We start from the raw sequence: 21,334 nt of genomic DNA, 5'->3' as shown, positions 1-21,334 counted from the left end.
CTACTATGCTTCGTCTTACAACACTCACCTCCGTTCTGGCGCTGATGGCCACCGGCCTTGCCGCCGAGGAAATCAAAGTCGGCGTTTCCCCCGGCGAACATGCCGAAATCATGGAAGAAGTCGCCCGCATCGCGGAGCCTATGGGCCTTGAAATCGACGTGGTCGAATTCTCTGACTATGTGGTGCCGAACCAAGCGCTCGCCGATGGCGACATTCAGGCGAACTCTTTCCAGCACGTGCCCTATCTCGAAGCGCAGATGAAAGACCGCGGCTTTGAGCTGAGCGTGGTCGGCAACACGATCACCACCCCGATGGGCGTCTATTCCGACAAGATCACCGATCTTGCTGATCTCGAAGAAGGCTCAACATTCGGCATCCCGAACGACCCCACGAACGGTGGCCGCGCGCTGTTGGTTCTGCAAGAACTCGGCTTGATCAAGGTCGATGAGGCCGCAGGTCTGGTGCCCACCGTCCTCGACATCACCGAGAACCCCAAAGACCTGTCTTTCAAGGAACTCGACGCCGCTCAACTGCCGCGTTCGCTGGCCGATCTGGATGCGGCTTTGATCAACACCAACTACGCGATTGCCTCGGGCCTCAGCCCCAAGGAAGATTCCATCGCGATGGAAAGCGCCGAGAACCCCTATGTGAACGTCATCGCCGTCCGCAAGGGCGACGAAGAAGCGGCATGGGTTGAGACATTGCTCAAGGCCTATCACTCCGGTGAGATCAAAACCTTTATCGATGAAAGCTATCAGGGCACCGTCATCACCTCCTGGTAAGCGCTTTTTCTAGAAGCGTATTGATAGACTTGACCCGCGCCCGCGCGGGTCAAGAGCGCCCCGGCCCGGGCCGGGGCATTCCGACTGGTCAAAACTCCCCTAATCATTGGGTCGAGGCTGACGGTCAGCTAAAACCATTAAATTTCTGTTTAGAAATTCCGCGTAGTTCTCGGAAATCACGCGCGCTCTGGCGTATTTTCTACGCATACTTCTTAACATTGAAATTATGTTGCGCTGCGGCGTGAGAAATTTGTTGAAAAGTTCAATTTCACTCGTATCGTGAAAAGGTGATGGATTTTTTCACATGACCCGGGGCTTGCCCTTCCTGATGTCTGACAGGGCCGATGGTCGCGATCCATGTGAACGGGAGTTCGACTGCAAGACGCGACCATAACAAACCAAGGGAGACTATCATGAAGACCGTGAAACTGATGGGCACCGCCGCCAGCCTGCTTGTGCTGGGGGTCAGTCAATCCGCCGCGCAGGATCTGACCGTTGGGTATTTCCTCGAATGGCCGATGCCGTTCCAATACGCCAAGGCGGAGGGGATGTATGATGAAGCGCTCGGCACGACGGTGAATTGGGTGAGCTTCGATTCCGGCACCGCCATGTCCGCGGCGATGGCTTCGGGGGATGTACAGTTGTCGCTCAGCCAAGGCGTGCCGCCCTTCGTGGTTGCCACTTCGGCGGGGCAAGATCTGCAAATTCTCGATGTCGCGGTCAGCTATTCCGAGAATGACAATTGCGTCGTGCGCGAGGCGCTGGAGATCGACAAATCCTCTGCCGAGGAACTGACGGGCAAGAAGGTGGCGGTGCCGCTCGGCACGGCTGCGCATTACGGTTTTCTCAAACAAATGAACCACTTCGGCGTCGATGTTGGATCGCTCGACGTGGTGGATATGGCGCCGCCAGATGGGGCCGCGGCCATCGCACAGGGATCGGTCGATATGGCCTGCGGCTGGGGTGGGTCGCTGCGCCGGATGATGGAACATGGCAATATCCTGTTGACCGGCGCGGAGAAGGAAGAGCTGGGCATTCTCGTCTTCGACGTCACCTCCGGCCCGGCCTCTTGGGTGGCCGAGAACTCTGACACGGTCGCCGCCTTTCTCAGCGTGACGGCTGAGGCAAACGCGATGTGGGCGGATGAGGCCAACCGCGAGAAAATGCTGCCCGTCATCGCCAAGGACGCCGGTATGGACGAAGACGCCACGATGGAAACCATCGCGACATTCTCTTTCCCGTCGGTTGGTGAGCAGATGAGTGAGAAATGGCTCGGCGGGGGCGCGCAGGAGTTCATGAAAGGCGTGGCCGATGTCTTTGTCGAAGCAGGCGCGATCGACGGAGCGCTCGACAGCTATGAAGACGCGGTGAACACCGGCCCGCTGCAAGCCGCGAGCAATATGTAAGCCAAGCGGCGCAAAAATAGGCCGCCCCGTTGCAGTCCGGTGCCTAATTGCGAGGGACCGGGCAGATGGGGCGCGCCGATAAACGAACAAGCAGCGGGGCGGCATGTCGGGATTGAAAATCGAAAACCTGTCGATGCGGTTTGATCTGCCCAATGGCAGTCATGTGCAGGCGCTTGAGGACGTATCGCTTGACCTTGCGGAGGGGGAGTTGATGTCGGTCCTCGGCCCCTCGGGCTGTGGCAAGACGACGTTGCTCAATATCGTGGCGGGTTTCCTTGCCCCGAGTTCGGGCGAGATCGTGATGAACGGCCATCGTGTCACGGGGCCGGATGCCGAGCGTGGCATGGTCTTTCAACAGGGCGCGCTCTTTGAGTGGATGTCAGTGCGTGAAAACGTGAGTTTTGGTCCGCGCATGAAGGGGCAGGGCGAAAAGCAATACGGGGCCGAGGTTGACCATTTGCTCGATATCGTCGGGCTGGGCGATTTCAAGGAAAAGGCGATCTATGAGCTCTCGGGTGGGATGCAGCAGCGGGTGGCGCTGGCGCGCTGTCTGGCGAATGACCCCGATGTGATCTTGATGGACGAACCCTTGGGCGCGCTGGATGCGCTGACCCGCGAAAAAATGCAAAGCCTCGTGCTGAAACTGTGGAAAGAGACCGGCAAGACCATCATCTTGATCACCCATTCGGTTGAAGAGGCGCTGCTGCTTGGCGAGCGGCTTTTGGTCATGGCGCCGCGCCCGGGGCGCATTCACCGCGAATACCGTCTGCCCTTTGCCGATCTGGGCGTGGGGCAAGACCTGCGTGAGGTCAAGAAACACCCGGAATTCGCCGAAAGGCGCGAGGAGATCCTCGGCATGATCTGGGACATGGAGGAAGAGATCATGGGCCGGACGGAGGAGGCATGATGTTGATCCTGCTTATTTATATCGTCATCTTCGCGCTTTCCTTTTTCCTTGTCCGTCTGGTTGTCGATCAGACCGCCAGCGGTTTCGCGGCGCGTAAAACGGTAACCTTTGGCGACGAAAGCGCGGTGACGTCGAACCGCACCGCCAGCGTGATCTCGATCTTGACGATCTTCTTGCTGTGGGGCGCGTTCACCGACTCGTCCCTGCTGCCCCGATTTTTACATGCGCCCGGCCCGTTCGAGGGGCTGGCCGAGCTGACCTATACTGCCGAGGCCGATGACGGCTCCCGCGATGACGGCACGATCACGGTGCTGGTGCATCCGGTGGGCGAAGACGCCGAGACGCCGCAGGTCGATCCCGGCGAAGGCTGGGCCAAGAATGACGCTTTCACCATCGGCGCTTGGCGCTCGGGGCTGTTGCGTGTTGATAAGAATGACGAGAAGGGCCGCGATCTCGGGCACCGGGTTGTTGCCGTGAACGGGCAGGAGATCGCGCCCGGTGGCGAGGTGCAGACCGAGTTTGGCCGTGTGGGCATGTCGCCCAAGGGCACGCTGAATTTCGAGCCCGCCAAGGGTTGGCAGATGGAGCCGATCTGGCTGCCGCCCCCCGAAGCCGTGGTCTCCCGCCTTGCTGAAATCTCAAGCCAAGGCTACCGCGACAGCACCCTGTGGGAGCATCTGGGCTATTCGCTGTTCCGCGTGGTGGTGGGGTTCGCTCTTGGGGCGCTGGTGGGCATTCCGCTGGGCTATGCCATGGGGCTGTCGGGCTGGTTTCGGGGCTGGTTCGATCCGATTGTCGAATTCATGCGCCCGGTGCCGCCGCTCGCGCTGATCCCGCTGGTGATCATCTGGGCGGGGATCGGGGAGGTGGGCAAGATCATCCTGCTGTTCCTCGCGGCGCTGTGGATCATGGCCATTGCTGCGCGGTCCGGCGTGTCGGGGGTGAATATCACCAAGGTCCATGCGGCTTATTCGCTGGGCGCCTCCAAGGCGCAGATCATGCGCCATGTCATCGTGCCGAACTCGCTGCCCGAGATTTTCACCGGCGCGCGGGTGGCGATGGGGGTCTGCTGGGGCACGGTGGTCGCCGCCGAACTGGTCGCGGCAGAGAAGGGGGCGGGGATGATGATCATGGTCGCCTCCAAATTCCAGCTGACCGACATCGTGCTTATGGGGATCATCCTGATCGGCATCATCGGGTTCGGCATCGACATGCTGATGCGCAAGGCTGAGCGGTTGCTGGTCCCTTGGAAAGGGCGGTCTTAACCCCGCCCGCCATCCCCTTCTGTTTGAAAGGAGCCCCCCTTGCCAGACGCCGAATTTCGCGCCACAGTGAAAAAATGGAGGAAAATTTCACATGACCCGAGCAAAAAGGCCCGGGGCGGAGGCCGTGGGGCCACGCTCTCTGGGGGCCGACCTACGGGCGATCCGCAAAGGGCGCAAACTGACTCTCACGGATCTGGCCGAGGCTTTGGGCCGGTCGGTCGGCTGGGTCAGTCAGATCGAACGCGACATCTCGACCCCCTCCATCGCCGACCTGCGCCGCATCGCCGAGATCTTGGACGTGCCGATCTCGCTGCTTTTTGGCGAAGCGACGGTAAGCCCCGAAGAACGTGGCTATGTCGTGCGGGCCGGGGCGCGGCGTGCCATGGGGAGTGCGGCCAATGGCTTGACGGAAGAACTGCTTTCGCCCGATCTCACCGACAGTTTCGAGGTGATCCACTCGACCTTCGCCGCCTATTCGGGGCTGGAAGCGCCCGTCAGGCGCGAAACGCAGGAGGTCGGCTTCGTCATCTCGGGCCGGTTGAACCTTACGATCGCGGAGCGCCGCTTTACCGTCGGCCCCGGCGACAGCTTTCGCATTCGGGGCGAATATTACACTTGGGACAACCCCTACGACACGCCAGTCGTGGTGGTCTGGGTGATTTCTCCCCCGGTTTACTGAACCGGATTTTCATCAATTCGAACAATTACAAACTGTCCAGGGGCGCCTCTGGCCAGCCCTTTGGCGGTGCATGGCGATAGGAGGTGCATGTGGCTGATTTTCCGACAACGGCACGGGTGGTGATCATCGGGGGCGGCGTGGTTGGGGTCTCGACCCTCTATCACCTCGCCCGCGCGGGGTGGACCGATTGCGTTCTGCTGGAAAAGAACGAACTCACCGCAGGCTCCACTTGGCATGCGGCGGGCAACTGTCCGAACTTCTCGAACTCATGGGCGGTGATGAACATGCAGCGCTACGGGCTTGAGATGTACCGCGGTTTGGGTGAGGCGGTGGGCTATCCGATCAATTACCATGTCACCGGCGCGCTGCGTCTGGCGCATAGCCGCGAGCGGATGCAGGAGTTTGAGCATGTCGCCTCCATGGCCCGCGCGCAGGGGCTGGGGATGGAGATGTGCACCCCTGCCGAATTGAAAGAACACAACCCGTTCATAGAGCTACATGACCTTGCGGGCGGGTTGTGGGACCCCTTGGATGGGGACATCGACCCGGCACAACTGACCCAAGCCCTTGCCAAAGGCGCGCGGGAGGCGGGGGGGCAAATTCACCGCTTTACCCCCGCCACCGGCATAGATCGCGATGGGGGCGAATGGTTCGTCCATACCGAAAAGGGCGATATCCGCTGCGAGAAGGTGGTCAACGCTGCCGGCTATTACGCGCAGCGGGTCGGCGAATGGTTCCGCCCCCATGGGGGCCGCCGCGTGCCTGCGGTGGTGATGAGCCATCAGTATTTCCTGACCGAAGAAATCCCCGAACTCGCCGCTTGGACCGCCGAGAAGGGTCATAAGATGCCGATGGTCCGCGATGTGGACAGCTCCTATTACCTGCGGCAGGACAAGAACGGTCTGAACCTTGGCCCCTATGAGCGCAACTGCAAGGCGCATTGGATCACCCCCGACGATCCGATGCCCGAGGATTTCAGTTTTCAGCTTTATCCCGACGATCTGGATCGGCTGGAATGGTATATCGAAGACGCCATGGCGCGGATGCCGCTGTTGGGCCAGAGCGGTGTGGGGCGGGTGATCAATGGGCCGATCCCCTATGCGCCCGATGGGCTGCCGATGCTGGGCCCGATGCCCGGCGTGCCAAACGCTTTCGAGGCGCATAGCTTTACCTTTGGCATCGCGCAGGGCGGCGGCGCGGGCAAGGTCATCGCCGAATGGATCACGCAAGGTGAAACGGAGTGGGACATGTGGGATGTCGACCCGCGCCGCTACACCGCCCATGCCGATCACGACTTTACCCTCGCCAAGGCGCTTGAGACCTATGGCCATGAATATGCGATGCATTTCCCGCATTACGCATGGCCCGCCGGGCGCGACAAGAAGCTGTCGCCGCTGCACGACCGGCTGCGCGACGCGGGCGGTCAGATGGGGGCCTACAACGGGTGGGAGCGGGCGAATTATTTCGCCAAACCCGGTGATGACACCGCCGAGGCCGCGACCCAGACATGGGACCGGGATGGCCCGTGGGCGGCGCGGGTTCGTGAGGAGGTCGTGGCGGTGCGCGACGATGTGGGCGTGCTCGATCTACCGGGGTTCTCGCGTTTCGCGCTTGCGGGGCCGGGGGCGGCGGAATGGCTGCGGGGCCGCATCGCGGGCGCGCTTCCCAAGGTCGGGCGGATGACGCTCGGCTATTTCCCCGACAGCCGGGGCCGGGTGCTGACCGAGATGTCGATCCTGCGCCATGCTGAGGATGACTTCACCCTGATCACCGCCGCCCCCGCGCAATGGCATGACTATGAATTGCTGCGCGATGCGCTGCCCCAAAACGGTTCGATCAGCCTGACGGATCGAACCGATGCGGTCTCGACCCTGATCCTATGCGGCCCGAAATCCCGCGCCCTGCTGGCGCCGCTGGCCCCGGAGGCCGATCTGGCTCTGCCGTGGCTCAGCCATCAAGAGGCGTCGGTAAAGGGCAAGCCAGCGCTGCTCGCCCGGGTCTGTTTCGCGGGCGAGTTGGGCTGGGAAATCCACGCGGCCCCCGAAGACATGCCGGCGATCTATGATGCGGTCATCGCGGGCGGGGCCACGCCCTTTGGGATGTTCGCGCTCAATTCCATGCGGCTGGAAAAAGGCTACCGGACGTGGAAGGGCGATCTGTCGCAGGAGTATACCTTGCTGGAGGCCGGCTTGGACCGTTTCCTGCGTCTCGACAAGCCGGAGGCATTTCCAGGAAAGGAGGCGCTGATCGCAGAACAGGCGCAAGGGCCGCAGCGCCGCTTTGTGACGCTGGTGGTCGAAGGCAACCCGCAAGACGCGCCGCCGATGGCCACGCTGCGCCTGAATGGAGATGCCGTGGGCGAGGTGACCAGCGGCGGCTATGGCTACCGGGTCGATGCCTCCATCGCCCTCGGCGTGGTGCGGGCCGAGGCTGCCGTGCCGGGCACCGAACTCACGGTCGAAATCTATGGTCAGAGCTACCGTGCCATGGTGCAGCCCGACGCCCCGCTTTGGGACCGGGAAAACGCGCGCATTCGCGCGCAGGAGGTCTGAGATGGGACACCTGCCTTCCAAGGCCCGCGCGGTGATCATCGGCGGTGGCGTGATCGGCTGTTCGGTCGCCTATCATCTGACGAAACTGGGCTGGACCGATGTGGTACTGCTGGAGCGCAAACAACTGACCTCCGGCACCACATGGCACGCGGCGGGGCTGATCGCGCAGCTGCGCGCGACGCAGAACATGACGCGGCTGGCGAAATACTCGCAAGAACTCTACGGCGCGTTGGAGGGGGAAACCGGGGTCGCCACCGGGTTCAAGCGGGTGGGCTCGATCACCGCCGCCCTGACGCCTGCGCGGCGTGAGGAGATCTTGCGGCAGGCCGCCATGGCCCGCGCCTTTGGCGTCGAGGTCGAAGAGATCACCCCCGAAGAGGTGCGCGCGAAATACCCCCATGTGGAGACCAAAGGCATGACCGGCGCGGTCTATCTGCCGAAAGACGGGCAGGGCGATCCGGCCAATATCGCGCTAGCCTTGGCCAAGGGCGCCCGGGCGCGTGGCGCGGTGGTGGCCGAGCGGGTCAAGGCGACGGGGGTCACCCGCGCGGGGCGTCGGATCATCGCGGTGGACTGGGCCGGGGAGGATGGCAACACGGGCCGGATCGAGGCCGAACATGTCATCAATTGCGCGGGCATGTGGGGGCGCGAGATGGGCCGAATGCTGGGCAGCAACGTGCCCCTGCAAGCCTGTGAGCATTTCTATATCGTTACCGAGGCCGTGCCGGGCTTGCACGAGTTGCCGGTGCTGCGCATCCCCGATGAATACGCCTATTACAAAGAGGATGCGGGGAAGATCCTGCTTGGCGCATTCGAACCCGTCGCCAAACCTTGGGCGCTGGACGGCATCCCCGATAGTTTCGAGTTCGATCAACTGCCCGAGGATTTCGACCATTTCGAGCCGATCCTCGAAATGGCGGTCAAACGGCTGCCGCTGCTGGCGGAGGCGGGGATTCATACCTTCTTCAACGGTCCCGAAAGTTTCACCCCCGACGATGCCTATCACCTCGGTCAAGCGCCCGAGATGGACAATGTCTGGGTCGCCGCCGGGTTCAACTCTATCGGCATTCAATCGGCGGGCGGCGCGGGGATGGCGCTGGCGCAGTGGATGGAGGACGGGCAGAAACCCTTTGATCTGGGTGACGTGGACATTGCGCGGATGCAGCCCTTTCAGGGCAACAAGACCTATCTGGCAACGCGCTCGACCGAGACGCTGGGACTGCTCTATGCCGATCACTTCCCCTACCGCCAGAAGGCCACCGCGCGGGGCATTCGGCGCAGCCCGCTTCATGCGCACCTCTTCGAACACGGCGCCGTCATGGGCGAATTCGCAGGCTGGGAACGGGCCAATTGGTTCGCCGATCCCGGGCAGCCGCGCGAATATCGCTATGGCTGGGGCCGGCAGAATTGGTTCGACAATCAAGCCGCCGAACATGCTGCCATCCGCGCGGGCGTGGGGCTTTATGATATGTCGTCTTTCGGAAAAATTCGCGTCGAGGGGCCAGAGGCCGAGGCTTTCATGAACCACGTCTGCGGCGCGCAGATGGCGGTGCCGGTGGGCAAGATCGTCTATACGCAATTCCTCAACCCTCGCGGCGGGATCGAGGCGGATGTCACCGTAACGCGGCTGAGCGAGACCGCCTATCTCGTCGTCACCCCGGCGGCGACGCGGCTGGCGGATGAGACATGGCTGCGCCGCCATGCTGGCGACCGGATGGTGGTGATCACCGATGTGACGGCGGGTGAGGCGGTGCTCGCGATTATGGGGCCGAAGGCGCGGGACGTGTTGCAGGCCGTTTCCCCCATTGACCTCTCAAATGACACCCATCCTTTTGGCATGGCGCGCGAAATCGAGATCGGCATGGGCCTCGCCCGGGCGCATCGGGTGTCCTATGTGGGCGAACTGGGCTGGGAGCTTTACGTCAGCGCCGAGATGGCAGGCCATGTCTTTGAGACGCTAATGGAAGCGGGCGCGGCCTTCGGCCTGAAACTTTGCGGTCTGCATGCGATGGACAGTTGTCGGATCGAAAAGGGCTTTCGCCACTTCGGCCATGACATCACCTGCGAGGATCATGTGCTGGAGGCGGGCTTGGGCTTTGCGGTGAAGACCGACAAGCCCGATTTCATCGGTCGCGACGCGGTGCTGCGCAAAAAGGAAGAGGGGTTGAAGCTGCGGATGCTGCAATTCCGCCTGACGGACCCCGAGCCATTGCTCTACCACGCTGAACCGATCCTACGGGAGGGGGCGATCGTGGGCTATCTCACCTCGGGCAACTATGGCCATCACCTAGGCGGAGCGATCGGGCTGGGCTATGTGCCCTGCGCGGGCGAAAGCCCCGCCGATCTGCTGGCCTCGACCTATGAGATCGACGTGGCGGGCCGCCGGATCAAGGCCGAAGCCAGTTTGAAACCGATGTATGACCCTAGCGGGGCGCGGACCAAAAGCTAGGCCGTCGCCTTACGAAAAACGCCCCCTTCGCAGGCTTATCGCCCCGGCTTTGACATAGATCAAAGCGGCGGCTTGGGGCTCATGCGATCCGTTTCCCAAAGATGAAGGGATTCGGAATATGTTCGATACGCTCAAGTTGATCGTGCTTGCGCTTATAGTGTTCTTTGCAGCACTCGGGGCGGATTGGGCGCGCGATCCGGCTTATATGGTTCACGCCCTGCTGGTCATGTTGGTGGCCGCAGGGTTGTTTTTTTGGCAGTTGCGCCGGATGCCTGTCGAGGACGCGGCGCCGGTCGCGCCTGCGGCGCCGCAGGGCTATATGGATGGCCCCATTCGCTATGGCGTCATCGCCACCGCCTTTTGGGGCGTGGTGGGATTTTTGGTGGGCACCTTCATCGCCTTCCAACTTGCCTTTCCGGCCCTGAACATCGACTGGGCACAGCCCTATGCCAACTTTGGCCGGTTGCGCCCGCTGCACACCAGCGCGGTGATCTTCGCCTTTGGCGGCAACGCCCTGATCGCCACGTCTTTCTACATCGTGCAGCGCACTTCTTCGGCACGGCTCTGGGGTGGGAATGCGGCTTGGTTCGTCTTTTGGGGCTATCAGCTTTTCATCGTTCTGGCGGCCACGGGCTATCTGCTGGGCGCGACCCAGTCCAAGGAATATGCTGAGCCGGAATGGTACGTCGACATCTGGCTCACCATCGTCTGGCTGGTCTACCTCGCCGTATTCTTCGGCACGATCCTGAAGCGGCGTGAGCGGCATATCTATGTCGCCAACTGGTTCTTTCTGGCCTTCATCATCACCGTGGCCATGCTGCATGTGGTCAATAACCTCGCCATCCCGGTGTCGATCTGGGGCTCCAAATCGGTGCAGGTCTTTGCCGGTGTGCAGGATGCGATGACGCAGTGGTGGTACGGCCATAACGCGGTGGGTTTCTTCCTGACCGCGGGTTTCCTCGGCATGATGTATTACTTCGTGCCGAAACAGGCAGGCCGCCCGGTCTATAGCTACAAGCTGTCGATCATCCACTTCTGGGCGCTGATCTTTCTCTATATCTGGGCGGGGCCGCACCACTTGCATTACACCGCCTTGCCCGATTGGGCGGCGACGCTGGGGATGGTGTTCTCGATCATCCTGTGGATGCCCTCATGGGGCGGCATGATCAACGGGCTGATGACGCTCGAAGGGGCGTGGGACAAGATCCGCACCGATCCGATCATCCGCATGTTCGTGGCCTCGCTCGCCTTTTACGGCATGTCCACCTTCGAAGGGCCGATGATGTCGATCCGCGCGGTGAACAGCCTTAGCCACTACACCGATTGGACCATCGGCCATGTGCATTCCGGCGCGCTTGGTTGGAACGGGCTCATCACCTTTGGCGCGCTCTACTTCCTCACCCCGCGGCTCTGGGGCCGGGCGCAGATGCACTCCATGGCGGCGATCAACCTGCACTTCTGGCTCGCGACCCTCGGGATCGTGCTCTACGCCGCGTCGATGTGGGTCTCGGGCATTATGGAGGGGCTGATGTGGCGTGAGGTCGATGCCAATGGCTTCCTCGTCAACAGCTTTGCCGACACCGTCGAAGCGAAATTCCTGATGTATGTGGTCCGTGGTCTGGGCGGGGTTCTCTACCTCGCGGGCGGTGCGGTGATGGTCTGGAACATGTGGATGACCATCCGCGCCCCGCAAGCCCGCCCCGTCACCGTCGCCCTGCCAGCGGAGTAAGATCAATGGCCAAGAACCCCCACAGCCCCAATTATGACCCCACTGACGACCCCAAGGTGGTCACCGCCAGCGAAGGCTTGAAGACGGGCGAAATTCCTAACGAACTGCCGCCCGAGACGGAGGCGATCACCTTTCACCAGCGGTTCGAGCGCAACGCGACGCTGCTGCTGATTGCCTCGCTCGGGGTGGTGAGCATCGGCGGGATCGTCGAGATCGCGCCGCTCTTTTGGTTGGAGAACACCATCGAAGAGGTCGAGGGCATGCGCCCCTATTCGCCGCTGGAACTGGCCGGGCGCGAGATCTATGTGCGCGAGGGCTGCTACGTCTGCCACAGCCAGATGATCCGCCCGATGCGCGATGAGACGGAGCGTTACGGCCACTACAGCCTCGCTGCCGAATCCATGTACGATCACCCGTTTCAATGGGGCTCCAAACGCACCGGGCCGGATCTGGCGCGCGTGGGCGGGCGCTATTCGGATGAGTGGCATGTCGATCACCTGATGGACCCGCAATCGGTGGTGCCGGAAAGCGTCATGCCGAAATACGCCTTTCTGATGGATGCCAAGCTTGAGCCTGAGGATATGACCGATCTGGTGGCCACCCACCGCACGGTCGGCGTGCCCTATAGCGATGAGATGATCGCGAATGTCCGTGGCGACTTCCGGGTGCAGGTTGACCCTTTTGGCGATTACGACGGGCTGCTGGAACGCTACCCCGGCGCGCAGGTGCGCAACTTCGACGGCCAGCCGGGGGTGAGCGAGATGGATGCCCTGATCGCCTATCTACAAATGCTCGGAACGCTGGTCGATTTCTCGACCTTCGTGCCTGACGCCAGCCGCTGAGGAGGCCGCAATGGACACCTATTCTTTCCTGCGTGAACTGGCTGATAGCTGGGCGCTTTTGATCCTGACGCTGATCTTTCTGGGCGTCATTGCTTGGGCCTTTCGCCCCGGCTCGCGCGCCCTGCACGACGATGCCGCCGCCGTCCCGTTTCGCAACGACGACCCCGACCAAGCCCGCAATGACGGAGCCCGCACATGACCGATAAACGCAAGATCGACCCCGCCACCGGGACCGAGACCACAGGCCACAGTTGGGACGGGATCGAAGAGCTGAACACGCCGCTGCCGCGTTGGTGGCTCTGGACATTCTACGCCACCGTCGTCTGGGGCGTGATCTATACCATCCTTTATCCCGCCTGGCCGATGGTTTCAGGCGCGACGGCGGGGCTGCTTGGCTATTCCACCCGTGGCGAAGTCGCTGCCGAGATTGCGCGCGTGGACCTGTCGAATGCCGACTTGACCGAAAGTCTCGTCAACGTCGATCTGGCGGTGCTGAAGGACAACGAAGAGCTGCACCGTTTCGCGACACAGGCCGGGCGCTCGGTCTTTGCGGCCAATTGCTCGCAATGCCACGGCGCGGGGGCAGGGGGTGTGGTGGCCTCGGGCTATCCGAACCTTTTGGACGATGACTGGCTCTGGGGCGGCACGATGGAGGATATCGCCTATACCGTGCGCCACGGCATCCGCAACGAGGATGACCCCGACGCGCGTTTCTCGGAAATGCCGCCGTTTGATTGGATGGAGGAAGCCGAGCTCGACGCCACCGTGCATTTCGTGCGCAGCCTTTCGGGGCTTGAGCATGACGCGGGCGCGGCGCAGGCGGGGGCAGAGGTCTATGCCGACAACTGTAGTGCCTGCCATGGGGAGCGTGGCCTTGGTGACCGTGAGATGGGCGCGCCCAACCTTGCCGATGCGATCTGGCTGCGCGGCGGCAGCCATGAGGCGATCCTGCAGCAGCTCAAAGCGCCGCGCATGGGGGTGATGCCGCCGTGGCAGGCCCGTCTGGGCGAGGCCGAGGTGCGCGCCGTGACCGCCTATGTCCACGGTCTGGGCGGCGGCGAGGCTGCGGTCGATGCCGAGGGTGCCGCCGCCGATTAAACCGGTACGACAAATAATCTGCGGATTGATGCAGATCAAAGCGGCCTGCGCCCTAGGGGTGTAGGCCGCAAGACGTAACACCGGAGCCTACTGCCCATGTCCAACGCCGCCCCCCCGCTTTTCGCCGCCCGCGAGCCGATTTTCCCCCGCCGGGTCAGCGGATTCTTTCGTCGGTTGAAATGGGTGATCCTGATCCTCACGCTGGGGGTCTATTACATCACCCCGTGGATCCGCTGGGACCGGGGGCCGAACCTGCCGGACCAAGCAGTTCTGGTCGATCTCGCAAACCGGCGCTTCCATTTCTTCTGGATCGAGATTTGGCCGCATGAATTCTACTTCGTGGCCGGGCTGCTGATCATGGCGGGGCTAGGGCTGTTCCTGTTTACCTCCGCTCTGGGGCGGGTCTGGTGTGGCTATGCCTGCCCGCAGACCGTCTGGTCCGATCTCTTCATGACCGTGGAGCGCTGGATCGAAGGCGACCGCAACGCGCGTATCCGACTGCACAACGCACCTTGGAGCCTGCGCAAGGCGCGGTTGCGGGGGGCGAAATGGGTGGTCTGGCTGTTGATCGCGGTGGCGACCGGCGGGGCTTGGGTCTTTTACTTTGCCGATGCGCCCAGTCTCGCGCGCGACCTCGTGACCCTGCAAGCCGCCCCCGTGGCCTATGCCACCATCGCCGTGCTGACGGCCACGACCTTCATCTTTGGCGGTTTCATGCGCGAACAGGTCTGCATCTACATGTGCCCTTGGCCCCGCATCCAAGGCGCGATGATGGATCCGGGCACACTGACCGTCGGCTACCGCAAATGGCGGGGCGAGCCGCGCGGCAAGGGCGGGGTGAAGCGCCAGAAAGCGGCGGCAGAGGCGATCGGCAGCGGCGATGCGGTGGCGCGTTATGGCGCGGCGCTCGACAAAAACACCGCGGGCGACCGCCAGTCGCGCGACGGCGAGGTTTTGGGCGATTGCATTGATTGCAACGCCTGTGTGGCGGTCTGCCCGATGGGGATCGACATCCGCGAAGGCCAGCAGATGGAATGTATCACCTGCGCGCTCTGCATCGATGCCTGCGACGATGTGATGGCCAAGATTGGCCGCCCGCGCGGGCTGATCGACTATCTCGCGCTGGATGATGAGCCGCCCACCGCGCCGAAGGAAAGCGCTGCCGTGGCTGGCCTTGCCGAGGCGCCCGCGGGCGATGTCGCCGGGGCCACTGCGCCGCCCTGGCAGCCCAAGCCGCTTTGGCAGCATGTCTTCCGCCCGCGCACCCTGATCTACACCGCTGCTTGGGCCGCGATCGGTGTAGCGCTTGTCGTGGCGCTCTTCATCCGGCCCGAGATCGACATGACCATCGCGCCGGTGCGCAATCCGACCTTCGTCACCCTCTCGGACGGGTCGATCCGCAACGCCTATGACATCCGTCTGCGCAACAAACATGGGGAGGCACGGGATTTCCGGCTGTCTCTCGCCGGAGACCGCGGTTTGGACCTCAGCGTCGAGGGGGCGGCGGGTTCGGTGGTCTCCGTCCCCGCCGACACCACCCGCCTGCAACGGGTCTATGTCATCGCCCCGCCGCAGAGTGACGCCGCCACCGCGCCGCGCAGCGATCTGCGGTTCTGGGTCGAAGACGTCCGCTCGGGCGAGCGGGCCTTTGGTGACACGATTTTCAATGGAAAGGACAGCCAATGACCGCAGCGCAACTGCAACGGGAGCGCCCCCTGACAGGCTGGCATGTGCTGGCGATCTTCGTAAGCGGGTTTTCGATCATCATCGCGGTGAACCTCGCGCTCGCTTTCAACGCGGTGCGCACCTTCCCCGGCAAGGAAACCGAATCGAGCTACGTCGCCTCGCAAAATTTTGACAGCGACCGCGCGGCGCAGGAAGCGCTCGGCTGGGCGGTGCAGACCGAGTTGACAGGGGAGACGCTCCGCTTGGCGGTGCAGGATGCCAATGGCGTGGTGCAGCCCGAGATCATCGCGGCGACATTGGGCCGGGCGACCACCGTGGCGGATGACATGACGCCCGACTTCGCCTGGGCTGGCCGCGCGTGGGTTGCGCCGGTCACCGCAGGCCCCGGCAACTGGAACCTGCGGATCGAGATGCGCGCCGCCGATGGCACGCTCTTTCGCCGCCGCATTCCGTTGCGGGTGGTACGATGACCGTCGCCGCCTGTCCCGGCTGTGTCGCAGGCACCCCCTCGGCCGTGGCTGCGGCGCAGCGCATCGCGGAGAACGACAAGGCCATCCACCTCGCCCTGCCGCAGATCCGCTGCGCGGCCTGTATTGCGGGGGTCGAGGGGGTTTTGGCCCGCTTGCCCTCGGTCAAAGCCGCGCGGGTGAACCTTGGGGCCAAACGGGTGCGGATCGTGCTGAGCTCCGGCTATGACGCCAGCGCCGCGCTTCAGGCGTTGAACGACGCGGGCTTCGAGGCGCATGAGCTGGACGCGACCGCCCTGCGGCCTGCGGGGGATGACACGGGCCGCCGTCTGCTGGCCCGCGCCGCCGTGGCGGGCTTTGCCATGATGAACGTGATGGCAGTCTCCGTCGCGGTCTGGTCCGGGGCGGGCGATATCACGCGCGAGATGTTTCACTGGGTCTCTGCTGCCATCGCGTTGCCCGCCTTGGCCTTTTCGGCGGTGCCGTTCTTCGCCTCGGCATGGGTCGCCCTGCGGGCGGGCCGGATGAATATGGATGTGCCGATTGCGCTGGCGATCCTGCTGGCGGCGGCGACCTCGCTTTATGAGACTTTCGCCGCCACCGGGGCGCATACTTGGTTCGATGCGGCGCTTTCGCTGACCTTTTTCCTGCTGGTGGGCCGTTATCTGGAGCATCGCGCGCGGGCCACAGCACGTTCCGCCGCGGCGGAGTTAACGGCGCTGGAACTGCCCCGCGCGACCCGTCTGACCGCGACGGGGCGTGAGACGGTGGACGTCAGCGCCTTGATGCCCGATGACCGCATCGCCCTTGCCGCCGGAGCGCGCGCGCCGGTGGATGGCATCGCCTTGGGCGCGGTGATGGTGGACCGCTCCGCCCTGACCGGAGAGGCCGACCCCGTCGCGGTGGCGGCGGGTGGGCCGATCTGCGCGGGCGAGGTAATCCTTGGCACGCCGCTGACCCTAAGGGTCACCCGCCGGGCCGAGGACAGCACCCTGCGCCGCCTCGCGGCTTTGGTCGAGGTCGCCGAGACCGGCAAACACCGCTACAGCGGGATCGCCGACCGCGCCGCGCGGCTTTACGCGCCGGTGGTGCATGGGCTGGCGGCGCTGGCTTTCGTGGTCTGGTGGGCACTGACGGGGGACCTTTATCACGCGATTGCCGTGGCCACGGCGACGCTGATCATCACATGCCCCTGCGCGCTGGCGCTGGCCATTCCGGCGGTGACGGCGGCGATGACCGGGCGTTTGTTCCGCGCGGGCGTGTTGCTGAAATCCCCCACGGCCTTGGAGCGTTTGGCCGAGATCGACACAGTTCTCTTCGACAAGACCGGCACGTTGACCGAGGGCGTCGCGCGGCTGCCCGCGCTTGATACAGAGGTGGCATCGGTCGCGCTTGCCCTCGCGCAGGCGTCTGACCACCCCGCCTCGCGCGCCTTGGCGGCGGCGTTGCAGGGGCAGATGCCCGCCGATCTGCACGACCTGCAAGAGGTGCCGGGCAAGGGCGTCTGCGGCCTGTGGCACGGGGCGCGGGTCTCATTGCGTCGCGGGCAGGAGGGACCGGAACTGCATCTGGCGGACCGCTCTATTCCCTTGCCTCTGTCCGAGACCCCCCGCGCCGGGGCGGCGGAAGTCGTCAGCGCCCTGCGCGGGCGTGGGATGGAAGTGGCGATGGTCACTGGCGATACCGCGCAGCGTGCAGAAGCGCTGGCCCACACCCTCGGGATTGACACGGTTCATGCCGCCGTTCGGCCCGAGGATAAGGCCGGTCTGGTTCGCGACATGGCTGCGCGGGGCAAGCGGGTGCTCATGGTGGGCGACGGGTTGAATGACACGGCGGCGCTTGCCGAGGCGCATGCCTCTCTCGCGCCTGCCACGGCGCTGGATGCCGCGCGGGTCGCCTCAGACGGGGTGATGCTGGGCGGTGATCTTTCTGCGGTCGCCGATACCCTGCGGCTGGCCCGCCGGGCGCGCAGCCGCATTCGCCAGAACCTCGGGCTGGCCGCCGCCTATAACGCGGTCGCGATCCCGGTGGCGGTCATGGGCTTCGCCACCCCGCTGATGGCGGCGGCGGTGATGTCTTCCTCGTCTATCCTCGTGGTTTTGAATGCGGTGCGCTGATGAATATCCTGATTGTTCTCATCCCCGTCTCCCTCTGTCTTGGCGCGGCAGGGCTTGCGGCCTGTCTCTGGACGCTGCGCAACGGGCAATACGATGACCTCGAAGGAGACGCGGCGCGGATTTTGCTGGAGAATGGCGCGCCTAGTGGTGACACCCACCAGCGTGATTCCGAAAAGGCGACCTAGAAACGCAAAACGCGGACCGTGGCCCGCGCTTTCTTAGCTCAATGAAAGCCCGCCGTCAGTCGGCTGCCTGAGAGGCCGAGATGAGCGCGTCCATATCCTTGATCAGCACGGTCTGAGAGGTCTCGAGCGCGATAATATCTTGCTTGCGCAGGCGGGTCAGGGTGCGGCTCACCGTCTCAATCGTCAGGCCGAGGAAGTCCGCGATGTCGCTGCGGGTCATCGGCAGGGCGCAGGTAGTGTAATTGCCAATCGGCCTGCCGGTGCGCTCCGCCAGCGTGATGAGGAAGGAGGCAACCTTTTCCAGCGCGGATTTGCGGGCCAGCATCATAAAGTGATCCTGCATCGCCGAAATCTCACGCAGGGCGGCGTTCAACAGCCGCTTATGCGTCTCGTGATCCCCCTCGAAATCGTCGAGCGCATGGCGGCGGTGGGCAATCACCTCTGCCGTCTGGATCGCCTCGCAATCGCTGTGATGCAGCGCGCCATTGGGAAAGCCGATGATGTCGCCGGGCAGGCCAAAGGCGATGACCTGCCGCCGCCCGTTGTCGAGCACGCGGGTCAGGCGAAAAACGCCCGAGGTGATCTCATAGATATGATTGGCGATATCGCCCTCGCGAAACAGATGGCTGCCGACCGCCTGCCGCTTGCGCGGCGATTGCGCGGCGGGGGTGCGGGGGCAAAGCTGCGCCTCGGGCACTTTGGTTGCGGGGGTGAACTCATTGGATAGCGTCACGTACATGCGATCGTCCTTTCTGCGGCGCGGTCACATTCTCAGGCGCATGTCGCAGAACGACCTTTGGTCTTGTATCCGTTTGTAACGCTTTGTCGCAGGGGATGGCGTGGCGGGTGGTGCTCGCTTGGGTTGCGGACTATACAAACGCAACTTTTGGGGTGATGGGCGTGACCGCGAAGAAGATCCTTGTTGTTGATGACGATGCCAAGATCCGGACGCTTCTTAGGCGCTGTCTTGAAAGCGACGGATACCTTGTGACCGAGGCGCATGACGCGCAGAGCGTGGGAGCGGCCTTCGCGGCGGAGGCTTTTGATCTGGTGACTTTGGATCTGAACCTCGGCGCGGAGGACGGGCTGGACATCGCGCGCGACCTTCGCCGCGATCATGACGTGCCGATCTTCATGGTGACGGGCAAGGACGATGTGATCGACCGCGTTGTCGGGCTGGAGCTGGGCGCGGATGACTATCTGACCAAACCCTTCCATGTACGAGAGGTCTTGGCCCGTGTGAAATCCGTCCTGCGGCGCAGCGGCAAGCGCGAGGCGGAGACGCCCGCACCGCAAAATGCAGAGCCGTGGCTTGCGCTTGATGGGCTCAAGATCAACCTCGACCGGATGCTGCTGGTGGGCCGTGACGGGCAGGAGGGGGATCTGACCACGGCTGATTTCAAACTTCTGGCCGCCTTCGTGAACCACGCGAAAAAGCCCTTGTCGCGCGACCGGTTGATGGATCTGATCGACGGACAGAACTGGGCACCCTTGGACCGCACCATCGACAACCAAGTGGCGCGGCTGCGCAAGAAGGTCGAACGTGATCCGGCGCGTCCGCTGTTGATCAAGACGGTGCGCGGGGTGGGCTATGTGCTGACCGAAAGCCCCACCGCCACCTCGGGTTAGTCCTGTAACAAGGCGCGAAACGCCTCGGCCAGATCCGCTTGCCTGTAGGGTTTGCGCAAGAGGGCGAAGGCGTTGCTCTCTTCCTCGCCGCGCAGGATGTTTTCGGAAAATCCCGAGGTGATCAATATTCGCAGATCGGGCATTTCCGCCGCGACCCGTTTGGCCAGCGCATGGCCCGACAACTCCCCCGGCATCACCAGATCGGTAAAGACCACGTCGATGTCGTCGCGGTCTTGCAGGATGTCCCAAGCCGCATCGCCGGTGGTTGCCGTGACGCAGTCGAACCCCAGCGACTCCAGCCGCCGTTCCGACAGGCGCAGGACCATCGGATCGTCTTCGACCAGCAGCACGCGCAGGCCGGTGCCGATACCGGCGTGCTGCTCTGGCGCGTCGCTGGAGGCCGCCCGCGTGCTGGTGCTGTCCACGAGGGCGGGGAAATAGAGGCTGATCGTCGTGCCCTTGCCCAATTCGCTGTAGATCGCGATATGCCCGCCGGATTGTTTGATGAAGCCGTAAACCATCGACAGGCCCAGCCCCGTGCCTTGGCCGACCGGTTTGGTCGAAAAGAACGGCTCCATCGCGCGGGTGCGGGTCTCAGCAGACATGCCTTCGCCCGTGTCCGCGATCGACAGGCGGATGTAGTTGCCCATGTCGATGCCGATTTCCTGTGCGACATAGGTGTCGTCAAGCTGCATGTTGCGCGTTTCCAGCGTGATTTTCCCGCCCGAAGGCATGGCGTCTTGGGCATTGAGCGCGATGTTCAAAACGGCGGTCTGAAGCTGGGTGGCATCCACCTTGGCCTGCCAAAGGTCCTCGGCAAAACCCGTCTCGACCGCGATATGCGCGCCGATGGTGCGTTTGAGCATCGCCACGGCTTTTGAGACTTCGGCGTTGAGGTCAATCTCCGCCGCGTTCAACGTGGTCTTGCGGGCAAAGACCATCAGGCGCGAGGTGAGGTCCGCGCCGATCTCTGCCGCCTCCAACGCATCCGAGATCAGCGCGCCGCTTTTGGCCGAGGTTTCCGACATCTCCAGCAGTTCGAGATTGCCGATCACGACCGTCAGAAGGTTGTTGAAATCATGCGCGATGCCGCCGGTCATCTGACCGATGGCGTCCATCCGTTGCGAGCGGGCGGTGGCCTCCTCGGCGGCTTTTCGGCGCGACAGATCGTGCATGATGCCGACAAAGGCGACCTCGCCCGAGATATCGGCGCGGCCCACGGAAAGATGCAGCGGGAAGACACTGCCATCGGCGCGCAGCCCTTCCACGTCGCGGCCCACGCCGATGATGCGTTTCTCTCCGGTCTCGAGATGGTGGCGCAGGAAGCCGTCATGTTGAACGGCCATATCCCCCGGCATCAGCATGCGCACGTTCTGCCCTACCAGATCCTCGACCGGATGGCCGAAAAGCGTGGCCGCCGCCTTGTTCACCCGCAGGATATTGCCCGCGTGATCCGCCACCACCATGGCATCGACGGCGGCGTCCAGAAGGGCCAGCAGAACGGGGCTTTCGTCGTTGATCTTCATGCGAGGGTTCCGTCT

General features: G+C 63.4%; 18 protein-coding genes. 16 read left to right on the top strand and 2 right to left on the bottom strand.

Translation table 11 applies throughout. The annotated features are described in order from the left end of the window. The first annotated feature begins 5 nt into the window (after positions 1–5). The 15 genes from ACGYLD_RS03130 (at position 6) to ccoS (ending at position 18,164) form a co-directional block, all read left to right on the top strand. Positions 6–782 carry a MetQ/NlpA family ABC transporter substrate-binding protein gene (locus tag ACGYLD_RS03130; protein ID WP_271693749.1) on the top strand — a complete coding sequence of 259 codons (777 nt, stop codon included), beginning with the start codon at positions 6–8 and terminating at the stop codon, positions 780–782. A gap of 413 nt (positions 783–1,195) precedes the next feature. After that, the gene (locus ACGYLD_RS03125) at positions 1,196–2,188 is read left to right on the top strand and encodes an ABC transporter substrate-binding protein (protein ID WP_271693750.1); all 993 of its coding nucleotides are present in this window, start codon (positions 1,196–1,198) and stop codon (positions 2,186–2,188) included. 103 nt (positions 2,189–2,291) lie between these two features. Continuing rightward, positions 2,292–3,095: a taurine ABC transporter ATP-binding protein gene (locus ACGYLD_RS03120; RefSeq protein ID WP_271693751.1), complete on the top strand. Its 804-nt coding sequence runs from the start codon at positions 2,292–2,294 to the stop codon at positions 3,093–3,095. After that, on the top strand, positions 3,095–4,360 hold the full coding sequence (locus ACGYLD_RS03115; protein ID WP_271693753.1) for an ABC transporter permease: 1,266 nt from the start codon (positions 3,095–3,097) through the stop codon (positions 4,358–4,360). The genes ACGYLD_RS03120 and ACGYLD_RS03115 overlap by 1 nt, the downstream gene beginning before the upstream one ends. 91 nt (positions 4,361–4,451) lie before the next feature. After that, complete coding sequence (locus ACGYLD_RS03110) at positions 4,452–5,039, top strand: helix-turn-helix domain-containing protein (RefSeq protein WP_271693754.1); 588 nt, start codon at positions 4,452–4,454, stop codon at positions 5,037–5,039. Positions 5,040–5,128: 89 nt separating this feature from the next. Continuing rightward, positions 5,129–7,591, top strand: a complete 2,463-nt coding sequence (locus ACGYLD_RS03105) for an FAD-dependent oxidoreductase (RefSeq protein ID WP_271693755.1) — start codon at positions 5,129–5,131, stop codon at positions 7,589–7,591. A gap of 1 nt (position 7,592) precedes the next feature. Beyond that, on the top strand, positions 7,593–10,040 hold the full coding sequence (locus tag ACGYLD_RS03100; protein WP_394401098.1) for an FAD-dependent oxidoreductase: 2,448 nt from the start codon (positions 7,593–7,595) through the stop codon (positions 10,038–10,040). 118 nt (positions 10,041–10,158) lie between these two features. Beyond that, a complete protein-coding gene (gene ccoN / locus ACGYLD_RS03095; RefSeq protein WP_067262871.1) occupies positions 10,159–11,769 on the top strand; it encodes a cytochrome-c oxidase, cbb3-type subunit I in 1,611 nt (536 codons plus the stop codon). Positions 11,770–11,774: 5 nt separating this feature from the next. Further along, a complete protein-coding gene (ccoO, locus tag ACGYLD_RS03090; RefSeq protein WP_271693757.1) occupies positions 11,775–12,611 on the top strand; it encodes a cytochrome-c oxidase, cbb3-type subunit II in 837 nt (278 codons plus the stop codon). A 10-nt stretch (positions 12,612–12,621) separates the two neighbouring features. Next, on the top strand, positions 12,622–12,810 hold the full coding sequence (locus ACGYLD_RS03085) for a cbb3-type cytochrome c oxidase subunit 3 (RefSeq protein WP_136720504.1): 189 nt from the start codon (positions 12,622–12,624) through the stop codon (positions 12,808–12,810). Continuing rightward, positions 12,807–13,709 carry a cytochrome-c oxidase, cbb3-type subunit III gene (gene ccoP / locus ACGYLD_RS03080; RefSeq protein WP_271693758.1) on the top strand — a complete coding sequence of 301 codons (903 nt, stop codon included), beginning with the start codon at positions 12,807–12,809 and terminating at the stop codon, positions 13,707–13,709. The genes ACGYLD_RS03085 and ccoP overlap by 4 nt, the downstream gene beginning before the upstream one ends. Before the next feature lie 96 nt (positions 13,710–13,805). Continuing rightward, positions 13,806–15,395, top strand: coding sequence for a cytochrome c oxidase accessory protein CcoG (gene ccoG / locus ACGYLD_RS03075; RefSeq protein WP_271693759.1), 1,590 nt, complete (start codon positions 13,806–13,808; stop codon positions 15,393–15,395). Further along, complete coding sequence (locus ACGYLD_RS03070) at positions 15,392–15,865, top strand: FixH family protein (RefSeq protein WP_271693760.1); 474 nt, start codon at positions 15,392–15,394, stop codon at positions 15,863–15,865. The genes ccoG and ACGYLD_RS03070 overlap by 4 nt, the downstream gene beginning before the upstream one ends. Continuing rightward, positions 15,862–17,979, top strand: a complete 2,118-nt coding sequence (locus tag ACGYLD_RS03065) for a heavy metal translocating P-type ATPase (RefSeq protein ID WP_271693761.1) — start codon at positions 15,862–15,864, stop codon at positions 17,977–17,979. The genes ACGYLD_RS03070 and ACGYLD_RS03065 overlap by 4 nt, the downstream gene beginning before the upstream one ends. After that, on the top strand, positions 17,979–18,164 hold the full coding sequence (ccoS, locus tag ACGYLD_RS03060; protein ID WP_271693762.1) for a cbb3-type cytochrome oxidase assembly protein CcoS: 186 nt from the start codon (positions 17,979–17,981) through the stop codon (positions 18,162–18,164). The genes ACGYLD_RS03065 and ccoS overlap by 1 nt, the downstream gene beginning before the upstream one ends. A 55-nt stretch (positions 18,165–18,219) precedes the next feature. On the opposite strand, the gene ACGYLD_RS03055 is transcribed toward ccoS, so the two are convergent. Beyond that, positions 18,220–18,903, bottom strand: a complete 684-nt coding sequence (locus ACGYLD_RS03055; protein WP_209217813.1) for a helix-turn-helix domain-containing protein — start codon at positions 18,901–18,903, stop codon at positions 18,220–18,222. Between the two features lie 155 nt (positions 18,904–19,058). Between ACGYLD_RS03055 and ACGYLD_RS03050 the strand changes: the two genes are divergently transcribed. Next, positions 19,059–19,793 (top strand): response regulator, encoded by a 735-nt coding sequence (locus tag ACGYLD_RS03050; RefSeq protein ID WP_271693819.1) that lies wholly within the window; start codon positions 19,059–19,061, stop codon positions 19,791–19,793. Here ACGYLD_RS03050 and ACGYLD_RS03045 read toward each other — a convergent pair. Beyond that, positions 19,790–21,319 carry a PAS domain S-box protein gene (locus tag ACGYLD_RS03045; RefSeq protein WP_271693763.1) on the bottom strand — a complete coding sequence of 510 codons (1,530 nt, stop codon included), beginning with the start codon at positions 21,317–21,319 and terminating at the stop codon, positions 19,790–19,792. The two genes, ACGYLD_RS03050 and ACGYLD_RS03045, sit on opposite strands and share 4 nt — an antisense overlap. Positions 21,320–21,334: the final 15 nt, after the last annotated feature.

It is taken from the genome of Sulfitobacter sp. 1A12056 (assembly GCF_043558125.1).
Taxonomy (GTDB): Bacteria; Pseudomonadota; Alphaproteobacteria; order Rhodobacterales; family Rhodobacteraceae; genus Sulfitobacter; species Sulfitobacter faviae.
Note: the sequence above shows the minus strand (reverse complement) of the source record. Positions and strands in the feature narration are given on the sequence as shown.